The organism is Streptococcus sp. Marseille-Q5112 (assembly GCF_916700555.1).
Classification (GTDB): domain Bacteria; phylum Bacillota; class Bacilli; order Lactobacillales; family Streptococcaceae; genus Streptococcus; species Streptococcus symci.
This window is the reverse complement of record NZ_CAKAKP010000004.1, coordinates 192,069-209,049: the sequence shown is the minus strand read 5'-3', so window position 1 is coordinate 209,049 and position 16,981 is coordinate 192,069. Positions and strand designations below refer to the sequence as shown.

Below are 16,981 nucleotides of genomic sequence, written 5' to 3'. Positions count from 1 at the left end.
ATGATGGAACTAATCCTTAAAATTATCATCGGACCAATTGTGGTCGGTGTTGTTCTTCGATTAGTCGATAAATGGCTAAACAAGGACAAATAGTGTCAAAAAAAGACCTCAAGCTTATTTGGACGTGAGCTTGGGGTCTTTTCTAGCCTATGATACAGAACTAGTACTCAATTCCTTTTTATTATCCCATAGTTCACAAATTTTGTCAAAGGTTTATATCCTCATCTACTCAGCTTGTCATTTATAAGCAAAAATAATGTTCATCATGCGTTTATCTGCCAACAAATAAAGGAGACATGCCACCAAGGTAACCAACCAAATTGCATATACAGAAACTGTTAAAACCGTGAATTCCTCCATAATGATTAGTAGTAAATTTGCCAGATAATACCGCCCAACAACCGTTGTTAAAGCAAACAAACCTGCAAATGACAATAAAAAGGCAAGTGGTAGGGCAAGGATAAGTTCCTTCCGATATTTTCCTAAGAAGAGGACAATAATACCAGCAGACAGTGTATAAGCAAAAGCAATTGCTCCATAAACAAGTCCCCAAGATAACATTGCAAGACTAGAGAAAGCAAAATCACCATCCATTAACTCTAGGACCAGCATAGCCAAAAAAGTGAATTCACTGACTAGTAGATTAATCAACAAAGCAAGCATAAACTTCGCTTGGAGTAATTGTTTCAAATCGACAGGAATCAGTCTGAGATTTGAAATCGTTTTAGACACTTGTTCTATTCTTATCAAATCCACTAAAATCATACTCGCAAAAGGGAGGAGAAAATAGTAGTTCAAAAAGAAGAAACCATTTTCTACATACCAGCCATTCACACTACCGTACGAATGCCCTTGATAAATCTGATGACCAATCATAAACTCTAACAAAAAGAGCAGGATGGCTACAAAGGGAATCATATACAGTATCTTTCGCCTTCTTAGTTTAGTCAATTCTAGCATCAACATTTATTCATCCACCTTTCTTAACCAAGATTTAATGGACAAGAAAGACAAAACAAGTAAAGATAAACCTAGTATAACAATCGATAAGATAGCTGGCTGTTGAAGCACCACTCCTTCTCTATTTCCTTCCCAGATTAAACTGTTAGCACTTGTTACTGGACTGATATTTGGACTCGTCCTTGCTAAAAAAAATGACACTAAAACATACATGACACCGACCAAATTCCCAACTATCTCCTTGCCTCTGACTTTTATCATGACCAAAGCAACTAAAGGAAATACTCCCATGGGAATTAAGATACCACTACTCATACAAAGATAGAAAAATCTTAATAATAAAGACAAACTGACTGTCGAAGAAAAGCGGGATAGTAGTGCGAATAAGGAAACCGAAATATAGGTGAATAACATGATACACAGAGCGTTGATTTCTATATACAAAATCTTAGCCCAGAATGTCTTCATTAGATTTGCTGAAGCGAGTTTCAAGTTGTTCATGATGCGATAGCGATATTCTACACCAAATGCCTGTATTGTATAGGAAACACAATACAAAGGGAGAATCAAAAAGTTTAAATAAGACAAAGAAAATTTATAGACAAAGGGAAAGAAGTCAAACAAGCCTCTCGCATCATTTACATAATAACAGATGAGAGCTAGGTAGAGGGAAACAACACCATATACGATAAAATTCAGTTTTTGATGCCTTTGTTTGAGAAATTCAATCTTCACTAAATCAAGCAATTCCCTCACCTCCTGTTACTCGCTTAAAGTAATCCTCTAAACTTTCATTGTTTTTATAAGAATATTCTTTTAAAACTATTCCGTTGTCTTTTAAGGAGTTAGATACGACTGCAATGTCAAAAGTAGGTGATTCTCCCTGAAGTTCAAGTTCTATATCCGAAAGAATACTAATCTGTTCTTGCAGATTTATCCTGCAAAGCACTTCCTTAGCTTGAGGAGCATCCGAAACAATTAGGTGGATTTTCCTTTTATCTGCACCATCTATTAATTCCTTCATAGTCTTTTCAGCCATAAGGTGGGAATCATGCAGTATCCCAACTCTATCTACAAGCTTTTCAAGTTCTGAAATAATGTGGCTGGATATTAAAATCGAAATGCCATGATTGGTACTGAGTTCCTTTAGATAACGGCGCATTTCAAGGATACCAATAGGATCCAAACCATTTGTTGGTTCATCTAATATCAGAATTTTCGGCTGGTGCATAATAGCGTTAGCAATTGCTAACCTTTGCTTCATCCCCAGAGAATACTGCTTGAATTGTTTTTTATTTTCCCCATCTAATCCTACTACTTGTAAAGCTTGCTCTACCTGTTTTAGAGAAATTCCTCTCAATCTTGCAAAAATAGAGAGATTTTCAGGTCCCGTTAAATTAGGATAAAAAGAAGCACTATCCAATACCACACCGATTTGAGATAGCAAGTCTTTAGAAAATTCCCCCAACAGTTTTTCAGATAGAATATTCACTTCACCACTATCCATCGCTGTCAAGCCTAAAATAGCCTTGATAAATGTTGTCTTTCCAGCACCATTTCTTCCTAGTAAGCCATAGATTTCTCCCTGTCTTAATGTAAAATCTATCCTATCTAAGACAATTTTCCCATCATAGGATTTTGATAAATTAAATGTCTGTATTACTGGATTTCTCATTTTAATTCTCCTCCGAACATTCATACACCCACATTAAGATATATAATAGAGTATATCAAACTTACAAGCCCCCTTTAAGCTCTTCAATCTGTGACACGATCCATTGTATAAATGTTACTCCACAAAAAGTTTAACAAATCAATCCGCCAGTACAGATCAACTCAACTAGTTGTTGCAGCTTGTTGTATAATTTTCGAGTCCCAGATATATTGTGATTGATTTACAGGTTCCTCTAAAAAAGAAACCGCTTCCAAACAATCCTAAAAAGGACATATCAAAATGATTTTACGAAGCTTTACTAAAATACTCATATTAACCACCTTTTTCTTATCTTTACACTTGTAAGTGTACTACTTTAAATATTCTTTGTCAACAAAAATTATTCTTTTCGTCATCTTTTTTTTATTTTATTTCTTTATGACTATTTTTGTTTTAGAAAGTTGAAAAATAGAGATTAAAAGTATATAATTAATCGTAAATTTATTTAAAGAAGGTTTAAAGATGAGCATATTATCTGATAAACTAAAAGCCAAGAGAAAAGAAAAAGGATTCTCACAAAAAACACTTTCCGAAGGAATTTGTGAGCAAAGCCAAATCAGCAAAATAGAACGTGGTAACTATATGCCTGCTGCTGATTTACTCTATAAACTTGCAAATCGGCTTCAAGTTCCCTTAGATTATTTTTTCGATGAACAGATTGAAATGACTTCCAATATAGCACCGTTTAAGAAATTAGCAGAAAAATTACTTGAAGATCGTAATTACGAGGATTTAGAATACCTCTTAAACTTAGAAAAAGAAAAGTATCAGTATCTGTCTACTGAGGATGAATTTTATCTTCTATGGATTCAAGCGATTATCCTTTTCTACTTACATAGTTCCAAAGATGAAGCTATCGCCAGTCTAGAAAACGCTTTGCCAAAGCTTTCGGTCAGCTCATCTGTGTATCTTAAACTCCTCAATACTTTATCTAATTTTTATTTTTCTGTAGGGCGTGATGCAGAATACGAAGAAAATAACTCACTTCTTATCAGTTTGTATCAGGAAAAAGATTTAAACCACCAAGAGTATTTATTTGGTTATATTCGAGTTAAACATAATTTCGCCTATTATTTACACTCTAAAGGGAAGGAATTAGAAGCCGTCCAAGAAGCCTTAGAAACCATTGACTTTTGTAAACAAAAAGAGACCAGTTATCAGCTGGCGCCTCTTTTAACTATCGTTGCAAATGCCGGAAAAGATTTTTTAAAGCACGATGAAATTCTTGACTATTATTTACAAGCTCGTGATATCTGTAAAATATACGAGCACAAGCTCATGATGGCTAAGATTGATCATTTTTTGAAAGATAAGGATAGATGACTTCAATCGTAATAAGTTATAATTACCAATTAGCTAGAAACGTAAAAGTGGAGAGGAACTAATATAGTTTTCTCCACTTTTGTTAATATCCCCTCTTCCATTTGTATCCCGCCAAACTTACTAATACAAGTAAAACTAAATTAAAGATAATAAAGAATGTCGTAAAACCAAATAATCCATTTTATGCCAAATCTGCCGTGTAAAGTTTGGTCTCTGTAAAGAACAAATATATTCCATAGCCCTCTACGAAAATAAGAAAACTGACAAAACCAATAAGGAAAAGTCCACTGGCAATAAGAAAGAGTCTCCATAAAAGAATGATAATTCCTCCTACTGCTAAAAAAAATTACTGGGATAAGGAGTAAATCTTTCATGACTTTCTCCTTTCTAGTCAATCAATTGACGATAATGGGTGGCAAGAGAATAATCAAACTCTTCTAATTTTTGAACTAAGTCCAAATACTCCTCTTTCTCATGTTCTTCAAAGTCCACATATCGATGATTCTGAAGAGCGATTTCCAGTTGACTAGTGAGTTCTCGTTTAGAAAAACTGTAGTCCCCTGTCACTTCCTCATAATATCCCTTTAGCTCCTTGTAGGCTTGGTATTCTTCAGGTGTTTGAAATCCCTGTACTAAGGCTTCTTCTAATTGATAATTAGACCTTCTTTCTATAAAAACTAGGTCAAGAATAACAGATAAAGCTTGGAGCTTTTATCACAAGAAAAAGACTCCGAAGAGTCTTCGCATTACTTATGCAATTCTTTATTACTCAATGTATGAAAAATCCCCCACAGAAGAATATTTACAATTATAAACAGCACTATTTCCACTAAATTAAAGTCTATCAAATTCCGTGACCGCATTGCCACCATAGCTTGAGAGTAGGGATAGATTAAAGATAATTTATCTGATACAAAAATCATCATAAATCCTACGAAAGTACCAATAGCACCAATTCCCACAGATTTACTGAAAACACAAGTTTTAGCTGTCACAAAAAACTGTACTGCCATCATACTAATTGTTCCAAAAATCCCCAATAAATCCCACTTGAGGTAGGTGAACAAATTAGAAATTTCTAAATGAGCTAGGTGAGCACTGACATAAAAAATACCAAACAATAACAACTGTAAAACAGCAATAAACAAGATAATTACTATTTCTTTTGCCAACAATAATTTCCCAAGACTGACATTATTAGCTCTGAGAAATTCAATATTTTTTCTGTCAAACTCTTTTCCTAACATCATGGCTACATAAAGGCTAACCAAAATCGGAAAGAAAAGCTGGCTATAATAGAAAGTCAATTGTCCCCATAAAACAGGCACTTTTTCAATTTCTGCAACCATAGAATAAGCTGAACCAAAGTAAATCCCAAGACCAATCAGGCTACAAAAAGCTAAGAAGCAAATACCAATCATCAACATGGAAAATTTTTTGGTTTTCCGCCATTCTACTGATAGATAAGACATCATAGCTTGCCTCCTTTCTTTTCAACCAGATAGAGAGATAAGAAGAGATAGATTAGGGCTATTGGCAAATATGTAAAGAGTTTAAATCCTAGGTTTGTCGCCAAAACATAACTCACTCGACTAGCAACTTGCTGGTAATCCACCAGAGACATATATCCTATACCACCAAAAGGGAAAATTAGCTGTAGAAAAGCTGGTGCATGACCAAATCCAACACCAAGAAATCCTCCGAAAATCCCTAATGCCAGTATCAATGCCTGCTTCTTCAGTAAAAACTGCAAAGTCAAAAACAGACAGGTTAAGACAAAAGAGGCTAGCAAGAAAATGACGATTTGCCAGAGGATTAGGCTAACAGGCATTTCTAGACCTGATAAGATTGCAATTAACTGGGCCACTACTCCCTCCAAAAAAGCGAGGAAGGTCAAAATGAACATGGTCAGGCCAAGCTTACTCAGAAAGATATGCCGTACATTTTCACCATTTGCCAAAAGCAGTTTGAAAGTGTTGCCCTCCTTCTCGTTCTTGACAATCCGCGATACAAAGAGAGAAATCACAATAGGGAGAATCAAGCCATTTACTTCTTTTATCATATAGAAAATTAGGCTAATCTGGTGCATGTCTGGATTACTTAGGTAGCGTGTAGCGGCTGCAATTGCCCAAGCAAATCCGACTCCCATAACTAGTATGCTAATGAGGAAGGATTTGGTTCGTTTTGCCTTGAGCAATTCAATAGACAAATTATTCAACATAAGACTCACTCCTTGGTTAAGTTGAGGAAGATAGATTCCAAGGTTTCTTGTTCTTGCTTCACTTCGTAAATTGGAACTTTCTCGACTATTAAATCTCGTAACAAACTAGAAATCTGCTGATCGGCAAGGTTAGTCAGCTTGAGTTTATCCTCTTGTATCTCCAACATCTTGCACGGATAACCAAATAACACTTGGTTAATGGCTTCACGTCGACCTCTAAAATCCCCACGCACTTCCAGCCATTTATTGGACTGAATTTTACGAATTTCTCCCTCGTAAACCAGTTGACCATGATTGATAATCCCCACACGGTCAGCTATATGCTCTACTTCAGAAAGGATATGGGTAGAGATGAAGACAGTAATGCCCTGTTCTTTTGCCAACTTGATAATCAGTTCCCGAATTTCATGAATCCCTGCTGGGTCTAGCCCGTTTGTTGGCTCATCCAGTATCAACAAACGCGGTTTCTTGACTAAGGCAAAGGCTAAAGCCAAGCGCTGTTTCATACCCAGAGAATAATCTTTAACCAATTTTTTCTTGTTTTTAGGTTGATCTAACCCCACAATTTTCAAGGTTTCCTGAATATTTTTCTTATCAAATCCAAGTATTTTTTGGAAGACTAAGAGATTTTCATAGCCTGTCAAATTAGGATAATAAGACGGTTCTTCAATCATAGAGCCAATCTGATTAAGATACTGCTTGTCCGTACCTATAGATTGACCGAACACTTCAATCTCCCCAGCTGTACGAGTAATCAAAGACAAAATCATCTTCATGGTGGTTGTTTTCCCAGCTCCATTTGGACCTAGAAAACCATAAATCTCACCTTGTTGAACTGATAAGGAACTAAGGTTAACTACCTGAGTGTCCTCAAATCCCTTTTGTAAGTTTTTTATCTGTAAAACATTACTAATCATTATGAACTTCCTCCTTTAAACCAAATAATTTTCTATAATTTTGATTTCTATAAATCAAATTATCATGAGTATCTTTGATAATATCTCCACTACTCTTATCAACAAAAATGATAGAATCAACATAATTTACAATATCTAATTGGTGACTCACTATTACCATTGTTTTTGTCTAAATAAAATGAATTATTCCACTATCAGCACCAAGAACGTTATCAAGTTCTTCAAGAGTTAATTCTTGAAGAGAATTCATTACTTCAATCTCAACGAGATTCATTTGTTGTTTAGCCATTTGGCAATACCTCACTGATTAAAATTTATTTGAGAAGTATCTCTATCTAGGTTATATCTTTATTATAGACATGCTAGATTAATTTTAAACTAAGCTAACCTTAATTTTACATTAAGATTAAAGTATCTTGCTTTTTTCACTCTTTTAAATGGTATAATATAGATAAGCGAGGTAAGATTATGAATTTCGAACAACAGCTCCTGAATAAGCACATCCTTATCATTGATGACGATAAAATTTTAAACTCTTCCATAAGAGATATTCTCACTGCCTACGGATTTTCCAATCTAACATCAGCCTATGATATAGAATCTAGTTTGGACATGATTGAAACAGATCAGTTCGACCTTTTCCTTTTGGACATTATGCTCCCCGATGGTGATGGCTATTCATTAGCAAAACATATCCGGAAAAAAGGCGATACTCCTATCCTCTTTCTGACTGCCAAAAATAATCCTGAAGATGAGGTGGCTGGTTTCAATGCTGGTGGTGATGATTATGTCGTAAAACCCTTCATTCCAAAAAATCTTATCTATCGTATTATGGCTCTTCTCAGGAGAAGCTATAAATCAGAACAGGAAGCAATACAGATTGGACAGACTTTGGTGAGTTTTCGGAATGCAACAGTACAAAAGAATGGAGCAGAAATTTCTATTACACCAATTGAAATTAAGATTTTGAAAAAACTTTACGATAATAAAAATTACATCGTTTCAACCGAATCTCTCTGTGATACGATTTGGGGAGTGGATAGCTTTGGTTATGAAAACTCTTTGACTGTACATATTCGGAAAATTCGGGAAAAAATAGAAGAAAATCCTTCAAAACCTCAATATTTAAAGACAGCTAAAGGGCTGGGATATAAATTGTTATCATGATTATGAACCAAACCAAAATTTTAAGGTATTCACTAAAGAAATTTATCTTTTTTTCCATCATTATCTTTATTACCAATATTATTCTAATTGCCAGTTTTGTTTTCTACATTAGGGAAAAGCAAACTGCTACTGAGACTGTAAAAATAATTTCTGAACACATTACCATCACAAAAAATAACGTCCACATACCTAAAAAAGATATCTCTAGTCTAAAAGAACAAGAGTTATGGCTAATGGTATTGGATAAGCAGACTGGAAAACAAGTGTACGAACAGTATAAACCTACAGAAGTTCCTTCGCAATTTGACTATGGGGACATTTTACAGTTTTCTCGCTATTATCTTTCAGATTATCCTGTTTTTAGTCAGATAAAAGGTGACTACATCATTGTTGTTGGTTTTCCAAAAGATAAAATTGCTCGTTATAGTTATAATTACTTAGATATAGATAGTATTCGCCTAATTCCACTAGTAGCATTTGGAGTATTGCTTTTCAACTGCCTTTATTTCGCTTTTCTTTACTACTATGGTGTGACGCATATCAATCGTAAAATTGCGCCTCTTGTAACTGCTATTCAGAACCTCCCAGATGGTTTGAAAAATCCAATTAATTCTATATCCGAACTAGAATATCTTACAACTGCAATTAATCAAACCGATACTCTACTCAAAGAGAATGAAGTCTTTAAAGAGCAATGGATTTCAGGAATTGCACACGATATCAAAACACCTCTTTCTGTCATCATTTCTAACGCGTCCTTGTTAAATGATTCTGAACTAGATACACAGTCTAAAAAACATATTCGCCCAATATTGACGGAATCCTATTACATCCAAAATATTTTAAATGACTTAAATATAGTAGCTCGCCTTTCATCCGGTCATCTTCAATTAAATCAGACTGAAACAAAAATTATCCCCTTCTTCAAAGACATTCTCATCCATATTTTAAATCAAGAAATCTGGAATGATTTTGAATTTGAATTTGATTACGATTATTCACTTGTTAATCAATCTATCATGATTGAGCAGTTTTTAATCACAAGAGTTATCCATAATATCATCTACAACTCTGTTTTACATAACGAAAAGGGTTGCACAATAAGAATCAACTTATTCAAAAAAGATACAAATGTAATTGTCGAAATCAAAGATAATGGACAGGGAGCTTCACCAGAAAAAATTGCTGAACTTAATGAATTATCTTTTAAAAACATTGATATTTCTAAAATTAGAACGACTGGAATTGGGCTAAAAATTTCAAAACAAATTGTTGATTTGCATCAGGGCTCTATTTCGTTTGCTAGTGTCCAAAATGAATTCTTTGAAAGTATCATTTCACTTCCGATTTTCAACATTACCAATTAGATAAAAAAATGGAGAAGAACCATTAGAGTTTTCTCCATTTTTTTAATCTTATCTTCCACTTATACCCTGCCCAGCCTGCCAAGACAAGCAAAGCAAGATTAAAGATGATAAAGAAAGTCGTAAAACCAAATAATCCATTCTGTGCTAAATCTTCCGTATAAAGTTCGGTCTCTGTAAAGAACAAATATATTCCATAGCCCTCCACGAAAATAAGAAAACTGACAAAACCAATCAGGAAAAGTCCACTGGCAATAAGAAAGAGTCTCCATAAAAGAATGAGAATTCCTCCTACTGCTAAAAAAATTACTGGGATAAGGAGTAAATAAGCTATAACTTCCTCCTTTCCAAATGCAAAAGCACTCTATCCTACTGAGAGAGTATAGTATTTTATGATATAATATTATACGGCACTTCTACACCGCCTGCGAAAGGAGGTGAGATAGCCCATGATGGAACTAATCCTTAAAACTATCATCGAACCAATTGTGGTCGGTGTCGTTCTTCGCTTAGTCGATAAATGGCTAAACAAAGATAGATAGTGTCAAAAAGACCCCAAGCTTAATGTGGAAGTTAGCTTGGGGTCTTTTCTAGTCCATGATATAGAACTAATCCTTAATTCCTCTCCATTATCCCACAGTTCACAAAATTTGTCAAAACTTTACATCCTCAGCTTCTCAAGCTTTAACCGCTTTACAACAAAACGGTCAAGATTAAGAGAAAGTTAGGGATTCTATCAATTTCATAGAAATTTTGATTTAGTAAACGAAGAGACAATCTTACATGTCACTCCTCATTTAATACGCCACTACTGGACAAGTAAAATCGTCATTACAATAGTTCCATTCCTTCATTTAGCAGTCACTTACATTCAAAGTGAGGTTGAAGTAGCTGAAGCTACAACAGACCTATTTCTTAATCATATTCGCTAAAAAGATCCCCGCCAATTCCCCGTCAAAAATCCGAAAAATACCGAAAAATACCGAAAAATATCGAAAAATTATTTTTAAAATAGTCCCCAAAAGCCTGAAATAGAGCCAAAAAACTCCACCTGATTGGGTGGAGTTAAGGGAGATTATTATGAAAAAGAAAAGTTTAGGATTTTATTAAATAAAGTTAGGAGGTCTTTATTTAATAACTATATGATACAAGACAAAGCTTAAAACTAGCTTAACTTTTTCTCAGATTCTACCATTTTGCAGAAAATCACTATAACCATCACCTCACCCCACAAAAAAGCCACCTGATTGGGTGACTTCATTAGGAGATTATGATGAAAAAAGTTTTAGGTTTTCATTAAATAAAGTTAGGAGGTCTTTATTTAATGGTTATATAATACTAGACTAGCCTTAAACTTTGCTTAAGAAAAACAATTTTTGTTATTTTTCTCGATCCACCCAAATCATTCCTGCACAATCATAAGTAGATAAGGTTTCAAACCCCAGAGAACGGTAAAACCCCAAGTTTTTTTCTGTCTGTTCTGTCACCAGCTGGACTTGATAGGCATCTTTGTAATCCTCTAAAGCCTCTTTCATCAAAGCACTGCCTATCCCTTGACGCTGATAGATAGGTAAAACGATTAAATCCTGAACCAGTATTGATGAGAATCCATCTCCAACCAAACGAATCAAGCCCACCACAGCATCACCATCAAGTGCCAGATAAATTACTAATGAATGAGACAAGGCCTGCTCCAGCATCTGAAGTTGATTTGTATAATTTGTCCAACCGACAGCCTGATAGAGATGCAAAACATCCTCGAGCTTGACGATTTCTTGCTTTCTAATAGTTATCATGTCATCACCTCTTAGAGTTCTCTCAAGCTCTTGTACTGTCGTTTATTTTTATCAAAATTTTCAGGACGCAACCATATTTCTAAACGAGATTTGACTTTGGGCCAATCCTTATCAATTATAGACAACCAATCCGTATCCCTCGTGCGCCCCTTATAAACCACCGCCTGACGGAAGGTTCCTTCGTATACAAATCCCAAACGCTCCGCAGCTCGTCTTGATGGCAGATTAAGAGCATCGCATTTCCACTCATAGCGACGATAGTTAAGCTCTTCAAAGACATAGCGAGCCAAAAGATACTGAGCTTCTGTTCCTATTCGTGTCCCCCTGAGTTCTGGAGAAAAAGTGACAGCTCCCACTTCTATTACTCGGTTATTCTGATCAATACGCATGAGAGAAAAAGTTCCCAAAGCCTTACCAGTTGCCTTGTCTATGATTGCATAGTAAAAACGGTCCTTACGATCCAACATCTGATTTAAAAGGCTGACCAGTTCCTCTATGTCTGCTACTGGTTCCTGAAAGAGATAGGTCCACATCTCACGAGGAGTATCAGGACCATAAACAGCTAGCAAATCCTCCGCATGCTTTTCTACCGAGAGAGCCTCTATTCGAGCATAACGCCCTTCTAAGAAATCAATAGAAGGCAGTGCACCGGGCGTATAACCTTCCATTGACTCACCAATCATCTGACCATATTCGTTTACTGGCATAACCTTCTCCTTATTCACTTATTGAAAATAGTATAACATATCTCAATGAAAATTTTAGGAAACACTTGGTTTTCTATTCAATAATGCAAACTCCTCTTATAAAAATCATCCATCCACTTTATGGAGGAATAATCAAATATGGGAACGAGGGAGTTAATGCCCCTTGTGCTTCTCTCTACGTTTTTACTGTTTGAGTTCAAATTTCTCTTGTTTTAGTGTTTACTTTTGTATACTGAACTACCAACTAAAACTGTATTTTTATCTTAGTTGGGACTATTATAGTACGGTTCAGCACTATCTACAAATTTTTCAGATGTGTATCAAAAAAATTTATCGTGGCAAACCAAGAGTCTACACTTTCTTTCATTAATAAGCGCCAATCTTTTCGATAACGATGATTCGGTTGATAAGCAACCGTCAACATATGCCCTGTTTCATGGTATTTTTTAAACAAAATGGATTCCCCTTTATAGTGTGAAATAATATCATCTATCGCGGATGATGCATTCCATATTTCGTCAACATCACTTCCTAGTAATAATAAAGGAGAGGCAATTTTACTCACATCAATCTGAGCCCTTCTATCTTCAGGAATATGTTTTCCAAAAAACTTGTTTAACAAATACTTTCCTAACTGAAATTTTTGATAAGGAAGTTCCTTTTGTAAATATGTCCAAGAAGATGAATGAGAGTTGAGTTTTCCCTTTATTCCCTCAAATATTACATTTGAGGGGGAATTGAGTACCAAACATTGCACATCTTCCAAAATACTTTGTCCAGCCAGAACAAGCTCTGCTCCTTTAGAGCGACCATATATTCCTATTTTTGTATTATCAACTTGAGGATGATGATATAGAAAATCTTTCGCCTCCTCCAGACATTCTATTGGAATTCGTTCTAAATTTTGGGGTAATCCCTCTAAACCAAAATAAGCTATTGCAAGACAAATATAGCCTCTTGAAGATAAAAGTTGGGCAATATTCTGAGCTTTTTCAATTCTTCCCTCACTACCGCTAACAATAATCACGGCTGGCGCCCTTCTTAACTTTTCATCATAAAATAATCGACCTTGAAAATGCTTGTCATAGATATCTTGATATCTTACTCCCAGATTCATATAACGCCTTACAAAACTTTGCTCCGCGATTACATCTTTTCCCAGCCTGATTTTAATTTCAACACCAAAACAATCTCGTAATGGAATTCTATCAAGAGAACTCGGTAATCTCCTTTTCCTATTCTTCAACGGTTTCGCATTAAAGAATAATCCCATTTCTGAAACTCCTTTATAAGATCCCGAAATAGATGCTGTCTGAGAGGTATCAATCATACCGTCCTGATCAGATAAAAAAATTGCGGTTGATTTCCATATAACATCATGATCTAAAAGCAAGGGAGCATTTATACAGTAATAATCAGACAGGTACATTTCTACACAATACATTGCCCTTGGTTCTAAACCATTAATAGCAATATAAAAAGATTCATCCGCTAAATCTGTTTGTGAAATCAGTTCTATGTTTACAGTCATATCTTCTCCTTTTTGTTAATCCGCTTAACAATTATATTTGAAATTTACCGTGACTTTTACCACGGTAATTCTCCCCACACCTTTTCAATATCATCCATCAATTTCACAACTGTTTTAAGTTCCACCTCGCTATAGTTGTTTAAAACTGAAAAGATTGATTTTTCAATATATGCTTGTTGCTCCTTATGGATTTTAAAAATTTCGATGCCCTTTTCAGATAATCTCAAATATTTATTTTTCCCATTATTCGGATCAAAATCAAAAACAACTAAATTTTTTTGAATCAATCTCCTAACACTTTGAGTTATTGCACTTCTTGAAACTTCTAATAATTCAGATAATTTTACTAGATTTAAGAGCTGATTTTCCCCAATCACAACAATCAAATGTACCTCATTCAAAGTAATGGATTTGTCAACACCACTTTTATGTTGATTTTTTTTTAACTGGTCAAACGCTAAAATAAATCTATTGAAACGATTATTAAATGCAATAAATTCTTTTTTATCCATAATCTCTCTTTCCTTTGTTAATCATATTAACAAAACAGAAACTTCCTGTCAAATAAAAAATCCCCCAGATTCTACTCTGAGGGATTCCTATCTTATTTTACAACGATATTAACCAATTTATTCGGTACCGCAATTACTTTCACGATTTCCTTACCGTCAATTTCTGCTTTGACTTTTTCATCAGCGAGAGCAATTTCTTGCAATTCTTCGCGTGATAGATCTTTAGCAACCATGAGTTTAGCACGAACTTTACCTTTGATTTGGACGACGATTTCGATTTCGTCTTCGACTAATTTGCTTTCATCCCATGTTGGCCAAGCCACGTAAGAGATAGATTCTCCTGTTGCTGCAACTGTTTGCCAGAGCTCTTCTGCCAAGTGAGGTGCAAATGGTGCAATCAATTGGATAAAGCCTTTGGCATAGTCTACATAAAGCTTGTCTTCCTTATTAGCCGCGTTGACAAAGACCATAAGTTGGGCAATGGCTGTGTTGAATTTGAGGGACTCAATTTGCTCTGTGACAGCTTTAACCGTTTCGTTGTAGACCTTGTCAAGAGCGCCATTGTTTTCCGCAGCAATTTCCTTACTTGTAATCAAACGGTAAACGCGGTCAAGGAACTTACGGCTTCCTTCCAGACCTTCTTCTGACCAAGCAATCGAAGCATCAAGTGGTCCCATGAACATTTCATAGACACGAAGGGTATCGGCACCGTATTGCTCCACAACATCATCTGGGTTAACAACGTTCTTGAGCGATTTAGACATCTTGGCTGGTGCTTGCTCCAACTCTTCCCCTGTTTCTACATGGAAGAAAGAACCGTCACGTTTTTCAACCTTGTCAGTCGCCACAAGAGCCCCACGATGGTCACGGTAGCTAGTACCCAAAATCATTCCTTGGTTAAAGAGTTTTTGGAATGGTTCCTTAGTTGGAACGACACCAAGGTCATAGAGGAATTTGTGCCAGAAACGAGCGTAAAGCAAGTGAAGCACCGCATGCTCTGCCCCACCAACGTAGATATCTACTGGCAACCATTGTTTGAGGAGATCCTCGTCAGCCAATTTCTCAGTATTGTGTGGATCAATATAGCGGAGGTAGTACCAGCTTGAACCTGCCCATTGTGGCATTGTGTTGGTCTCGCGACGACCTTTGACACCATCTTCACGAGTCACTTCAAGCCAATCTGTCAAGTTAGCTAGTGGACTTTCACCAGTACCTGAAGGACGGATGTCCTTGGTTACAGGCAAGACAAGTGGCAATTCACTTTCAGGAACAGCTGTTGAAGTCCCATCTTCCCAATGAATGATAGGAATTGGTTCACCCCAGTAACGTTGGCGGCTAAAGAGCCAGTCACGGAGACGGTAGGTAACCTTCTCCTGACCACAATCGTTTTCTTCCAACCAAGCCACAATCTTAGCAATTGCGTCTTCTTTATTGAGTCCATCTAGGAAGTCTGAATTAACGTGAAGGCCATCTTCTGTGTAGGCAGCTTCTTCAACGTTTCCACCTTCAAGTACTTCGACGATTGGAAGATCAAATTGCTTAGCAAATTCCCAGTCACGTTGGTCATGGGCTGGCACAGCCATAACGGCACCTGTACCGTAACTAGCAAGAACATAATCCGCAATCCAGATTGGGATTTCCTTGCCATTGACAGGGTTGATGGCATAAGCACCGGTCCAAACACCAGTTTTTTCTTTGGCAAGGTCGGTACGAGCCAAGTCAGACTTGAGGCTGGCTTGGTGTTTATAGTCTGCTACAGCCTCTACTTGCTCTGGACTTGTGATAGCATCTACTAATTCATGCTCAGGAGCCAAAACAGTGAAAGTCGCACCGAAAAGGGTATCAGGACGAGTGGTAAAGACTGTGAATTCCTTATCTGTTCCCTTAACTTTAAAAGTTACATTAGCACCAGTTGATTTACCAATCCAGTTACGTTGCATATCCTTGATAGACTCTGGCCAGTCAAGTTCATCTAAATCATTAAGCAGACGCTCCGCGTATGCCGTGATTTTGAGCATCCATTGGCGCATTGGCTTGCGGACAACTGGATAGCCTCCACGCTCAGAAGTTCCGTCAGGAAGAACCTCTTCGTTAGCAATGGCAGTTCCCAATTCCTCAACCCAGTTTACTGGCACTTCCGCTTCATAGGCCAAGCCTTTTTCGTAAAGCTTGGTGAAAATCCATTGAGTCCACTTGTAGTAGTTTGGATCTGTCGTGTTAACTTCACGATCCCAGTCATAAGAAAATCCAAGCGCATTGATTTGGCGTTTGAAGTTGGCAATGTTCTCAGCTGTAAATTCTGCTGGGTCATTCCCCGTATCCATAGCGTATTGCTCCGCAGGCAAACCAAAGGCATCCCAACCCATTGGGTGAAGGACATTGTAGCCTTGCGCACGTTTGTAACGACTGAGGATATCGGTTGCTGTATAACCTTCTGGGTGTCCTACGTGCAGACCCGCTCCAGACGGATAAGGGAACATGTCAAGCGCATAAAACTTCGGTTTTGATGCATCTGTTCCTGTCTTAAATGTATGATGTTCTGCCCAGTAGCCCTGCCACTTAGGCTCAATTTCTTTATGATTGTAAAAACTCATGGTCTCTCTCCAATTTTGTGATGTTACTATTATACCATTTTTGAGGGAATTTGAAAGACGAGAAATGTTCTTTTAGGCTTGGATGGCAAGAAAGACCGAATCGCAAATCCAGCTTATTTAGCAGTATAAAAAATTAGCCCCCGTTCGGAGCTAACTTCTATAGATTGTTTGTCTC

Annotated in this window: 20 protein-coding genes and 1 pseudogene; 5 read left to right on the top strand and 16 right to left on the bottom strand. The window is 36.5% G+C overall.

From position 1 onward, the window contains the following. Positions 1 to 93 carry a type I toxin-antitoxin system Fst family toxin gene (locus tag LG372_RS04310; protein WP_225742198.1) on the top strand — a complete coding sequence of 31 codons (93 nt, stop codon included), beginning with the start codon at positions 1 to 3 and terminating at the stop codon, positions 91 to 93. Between the two features lie 144 nt (positions 94 to 237). Here LG372_RS04310 and LG372_RS04305 read toward each other — a convergent pair whose 3' ends face one another. The 3 genes from LG372_RS04305 to LG372_RS04295 are packed head-to-tail and all read right to left on the bottom strand — an operon-like array spanning position 238 to position 2,635. Continuing rightward, on the bottom strand, positions 238 to 966 hold the full coding sequence (locus tag LG372_RS04305; protein WP_064276736.1) for an ABC transporter permease: 729 nt from the start codon (positions 964 to 966) through the stop codon (positions 238 to 240). Beyond that, positions 967 to 1,716: an ABC transporter permease gene (locus LG372_RS04300; protein WP_225742197.1), complete on the bottom strand. Its 750-nt coding sequence runs from the start codon at positions 1,714 to 1,716 to the stop codon at positions 967 to 969. It lies immediately after the preceding gene. Next, complete coding sequence (locus tag LG372_RS04295; RefSeq protein WP_064276738.1) at positions 1,700 to 2,635, bottom strand: ABC transporter ATP-binding protein; 936 nt, start codon at positions 2,633 to 2,635, stop codon at positions 1,700 to 1,702. Before LG372_RS04295 ends, LG372_RS04300 begins: the two co-directional genes overlap by 17 nt. A 501-nt stretch (positions 2,636 to 3,136) precedes the next feature. On the opposite strand from LG372_RS04295, the gene LG372_RS04290 reads away from it, so the two are divergent. Then, on the top strand, positions 3,137 to 3,997 hold the full coding sequence (locus LG372_RS04290) for a helix-turn-helix domain-containing protein (RefSeq protein WP_064276739.1): 861 nt from the start codon (positions 3,137 to 3,139) through the stop codon (positions 3,995 to 3,997). Between the two features lie 82 nt (positions 3,998 to 4,079). Here the strand turns inward: LG372_RS04290 and LG372_RS04285 are convergent. The 7 genes and pseudogenes from LG372_RS04285 to LG372_RS04255 all read right to left on the bottom strand — a co-directional run bounded on the left by LG372_RS04285 (position 4,080) and on the right by LG372_RS04255 (position 7,424). Next, positions 4,080 to 4,371 (bottom strand): annotated as a pseudogene (locus LG372_RS04285) (DUF5966 family protein). Between the two features lie 13 nt (positions 4,372 to 4,384). Beyond that, the gene (locus LG372_RS04280; protein WP_064276741.1) at positions 4,385 to 4,669 is read right to left on the bottom strand and encodes a DUF5962 family protein; all 285 of its coding nucleotides are present in this window, start codon (positions 4,667 to 4,669) and stop codon (positions 4,385 to 4,387) included. A 74-nt stretch (positions 4,670 to 4,743) separates the two neighbouring features. Further along, complete coding sequence (locus LG372_RS04275) at positions 4,744 to 5,472, bottom strand: ABC transporter permease (RefSeq protein ID WP_064276742.1); 729 nt, start codon at positions 5,470 to 5,472, stop codon at positions 4,744 to 4,746. Next, on the bottom strand, positions 5,469 to 6,218 hold the full coding sequence (locus LG372_RS04270; RefSeq protein ID WP_064276743.1) for an ABC transporter permease: 750 nt from the start codon (positions 6,216 to 6,218) through the stop codon (positions 5,469 to 5,471). The genes LG372_RS04275 and LG372_RS04270 overlap by 4 nt, the downstream gene beginning before the upstream one ends. 5 nt (positions 6,219 to 6,223) lie before the next feature. Next, positions 6,224 to 7,135 (bottom strand): ABC transporter ATP-binding protein, encoded by a 912-nt coding sequence (locus tag LG372_RS04265; protein ID WP_082888144.1) that lies wholly within the window; start codon positions 7,133 to 7,135, stop codon positions 6,224 to 6,226. Next, complete coding sequence (locus LG372_RS04260; protein ID WP_225742230.1) at positions 7,128 to 7,286, bottom strand: hypothetical protein; 159 nt, start codon at positions 7,284 to 7,286, stop codon at positions 7,128 to 7,130. The genes LG372_RS04265 and LG372_RS04260 overlap by 8 nt, the downstream gene beginning before the upstream one ends. A gap of 18 nt (positions 7,287 to 7,304) precedes the next feature. Further along, positions 7,305 to 7,424, bottom strand: coding sequence for a type A2 lanthipeptide (locus LG372_RS04255; protein ID WP_064276744.1), 120 nt, complete (start codon positions 7,422 to 7,424; stop codon positions 7,305 to 7,307). Positions 7,425 to 7,603: 179 nt separating this feature from the next. Between LG372_RS04255 and LG372_RS04250 the strand changes: the two genes are divergently transcribed. Next, positions 7,604 to 8,302: a response regulator transcription factor gene (locus LG372_RS04250; RefSeq protein ID WP_064276745.1), complete on the top strand. Its 699-nt coding sequence runs from the start codon at positions 7,604 to 7,606 to the stop codon at positions 8,300 to 8,302. Then, positions 8,299 to 9,669: a sensor histidine kinase gene (locus LG372_RS04245; protein WP_064276746.1), complete on the top strand. Its 1,371-nt coding sequence runs from the start codon at positions 8,299 to 8,301 to the stop codon at positions 9,667 to 9,669. The genes LG372_RS04250 and LG372_RS04245 overlap by 4 nt, the downstream gene beginning before the upstream one ends. A 22-nt stretch (positions 9,670 to 9,691) precedes the next feature. Here LG372_RS04245 and LG372_RS04240 read toward each other — a convergent pair whose 3' ends face one another. Further along, a complete protein-coding gene (locus LG372_RS04240) occupies positions 9,692 to 10,000 on the bottom strand; it encodes a DUF5966 family protein (protein ID WP_064276747.1) in 309 nt (102 codons plus the stop codon). Positions 10,001 to 10,115: 115 nt separating this feature from the next. Here LG372_RS04240 and LG372_RS04235 point away from each other — a divergent pair, with 115 nt between their 5' ends. Next, entirely contained in the window at positions 10,116 to 10,208 is a 93-nt protein-coding gene (locus tag LG372_RS04235; protein WP_049502635.1) for a type I toxin-antitoxin system Fst family toxin, read from the top strand. An 837-nt stretch (positions 10,209 to 11,045) separates the two neighbouring features. Here the strand turns inward: LG372_RS04235 and LG372_RS04230 are convergent. The 5 genes from LG372_RS04230 to leuS form a co-directional block, all read right to left on the bottom strand. Then, positions 11,046 to 11,462, bottom strand: coding sequence for a GNAT family N-acetyltransferase (locus LG372_RS04230; RefSeq protein ID WP_125452357.1), 417 nt, complete (start codon positions 11,460 to 11,462; stop codon positions 11,046 to 11,048). Between the two features lie 11 nt (positions 11,463 to 11,473). Next, entirely contained in the window at positions 11,474 to 12,169 is a 696-nt protein-coding gene (locus tag LG372_RS04225; RefSeq protein WP_125452356.1) for a GNAT family N-acetyltransferase, read from the bottom strand. A gap of 298 nt (positions 12,170 to 12,467) precedes the next feature. After that, entirely contained in the window at positions 12,468 to 13,700 is a 1,233-nt protein-coding gene (locus LG372_RS04220) for an acyl-CoA thioesterase/BAAT N-terminal domain-containing protein (RefSeq protein WP_125452355.1), read from the bottom strand. Between the two features lie 56 nt (positions 13,701 to 13,756). Continuing rightward, on the bottom strand, positions 13,757 to 14,212 hold the full coding sequence (locus tag LG372_RS04215; protein WP_125452354.1) for a MarR family transcriptional regulator: 456 nt from the start codon (positions 14,210 to 14,212) through the stop codon (positions 13,757 to 13,759). A gap of 92 nt (positions 14,213 to 14,304) precedes the next feature. Beyond that, a complete protein-coding gene (gene leuS, locus LG372_RS04210) occupies positions 14,305 to 16,806 on the bottom strand; it encodes a leucine--tRNA ligase (RefSeq protein WP_225742196.1) in 2,502 nt (833 codons plus the stop codon). Positions 16,807 to 16,981 lie beyond the last annotated feature (175 nt).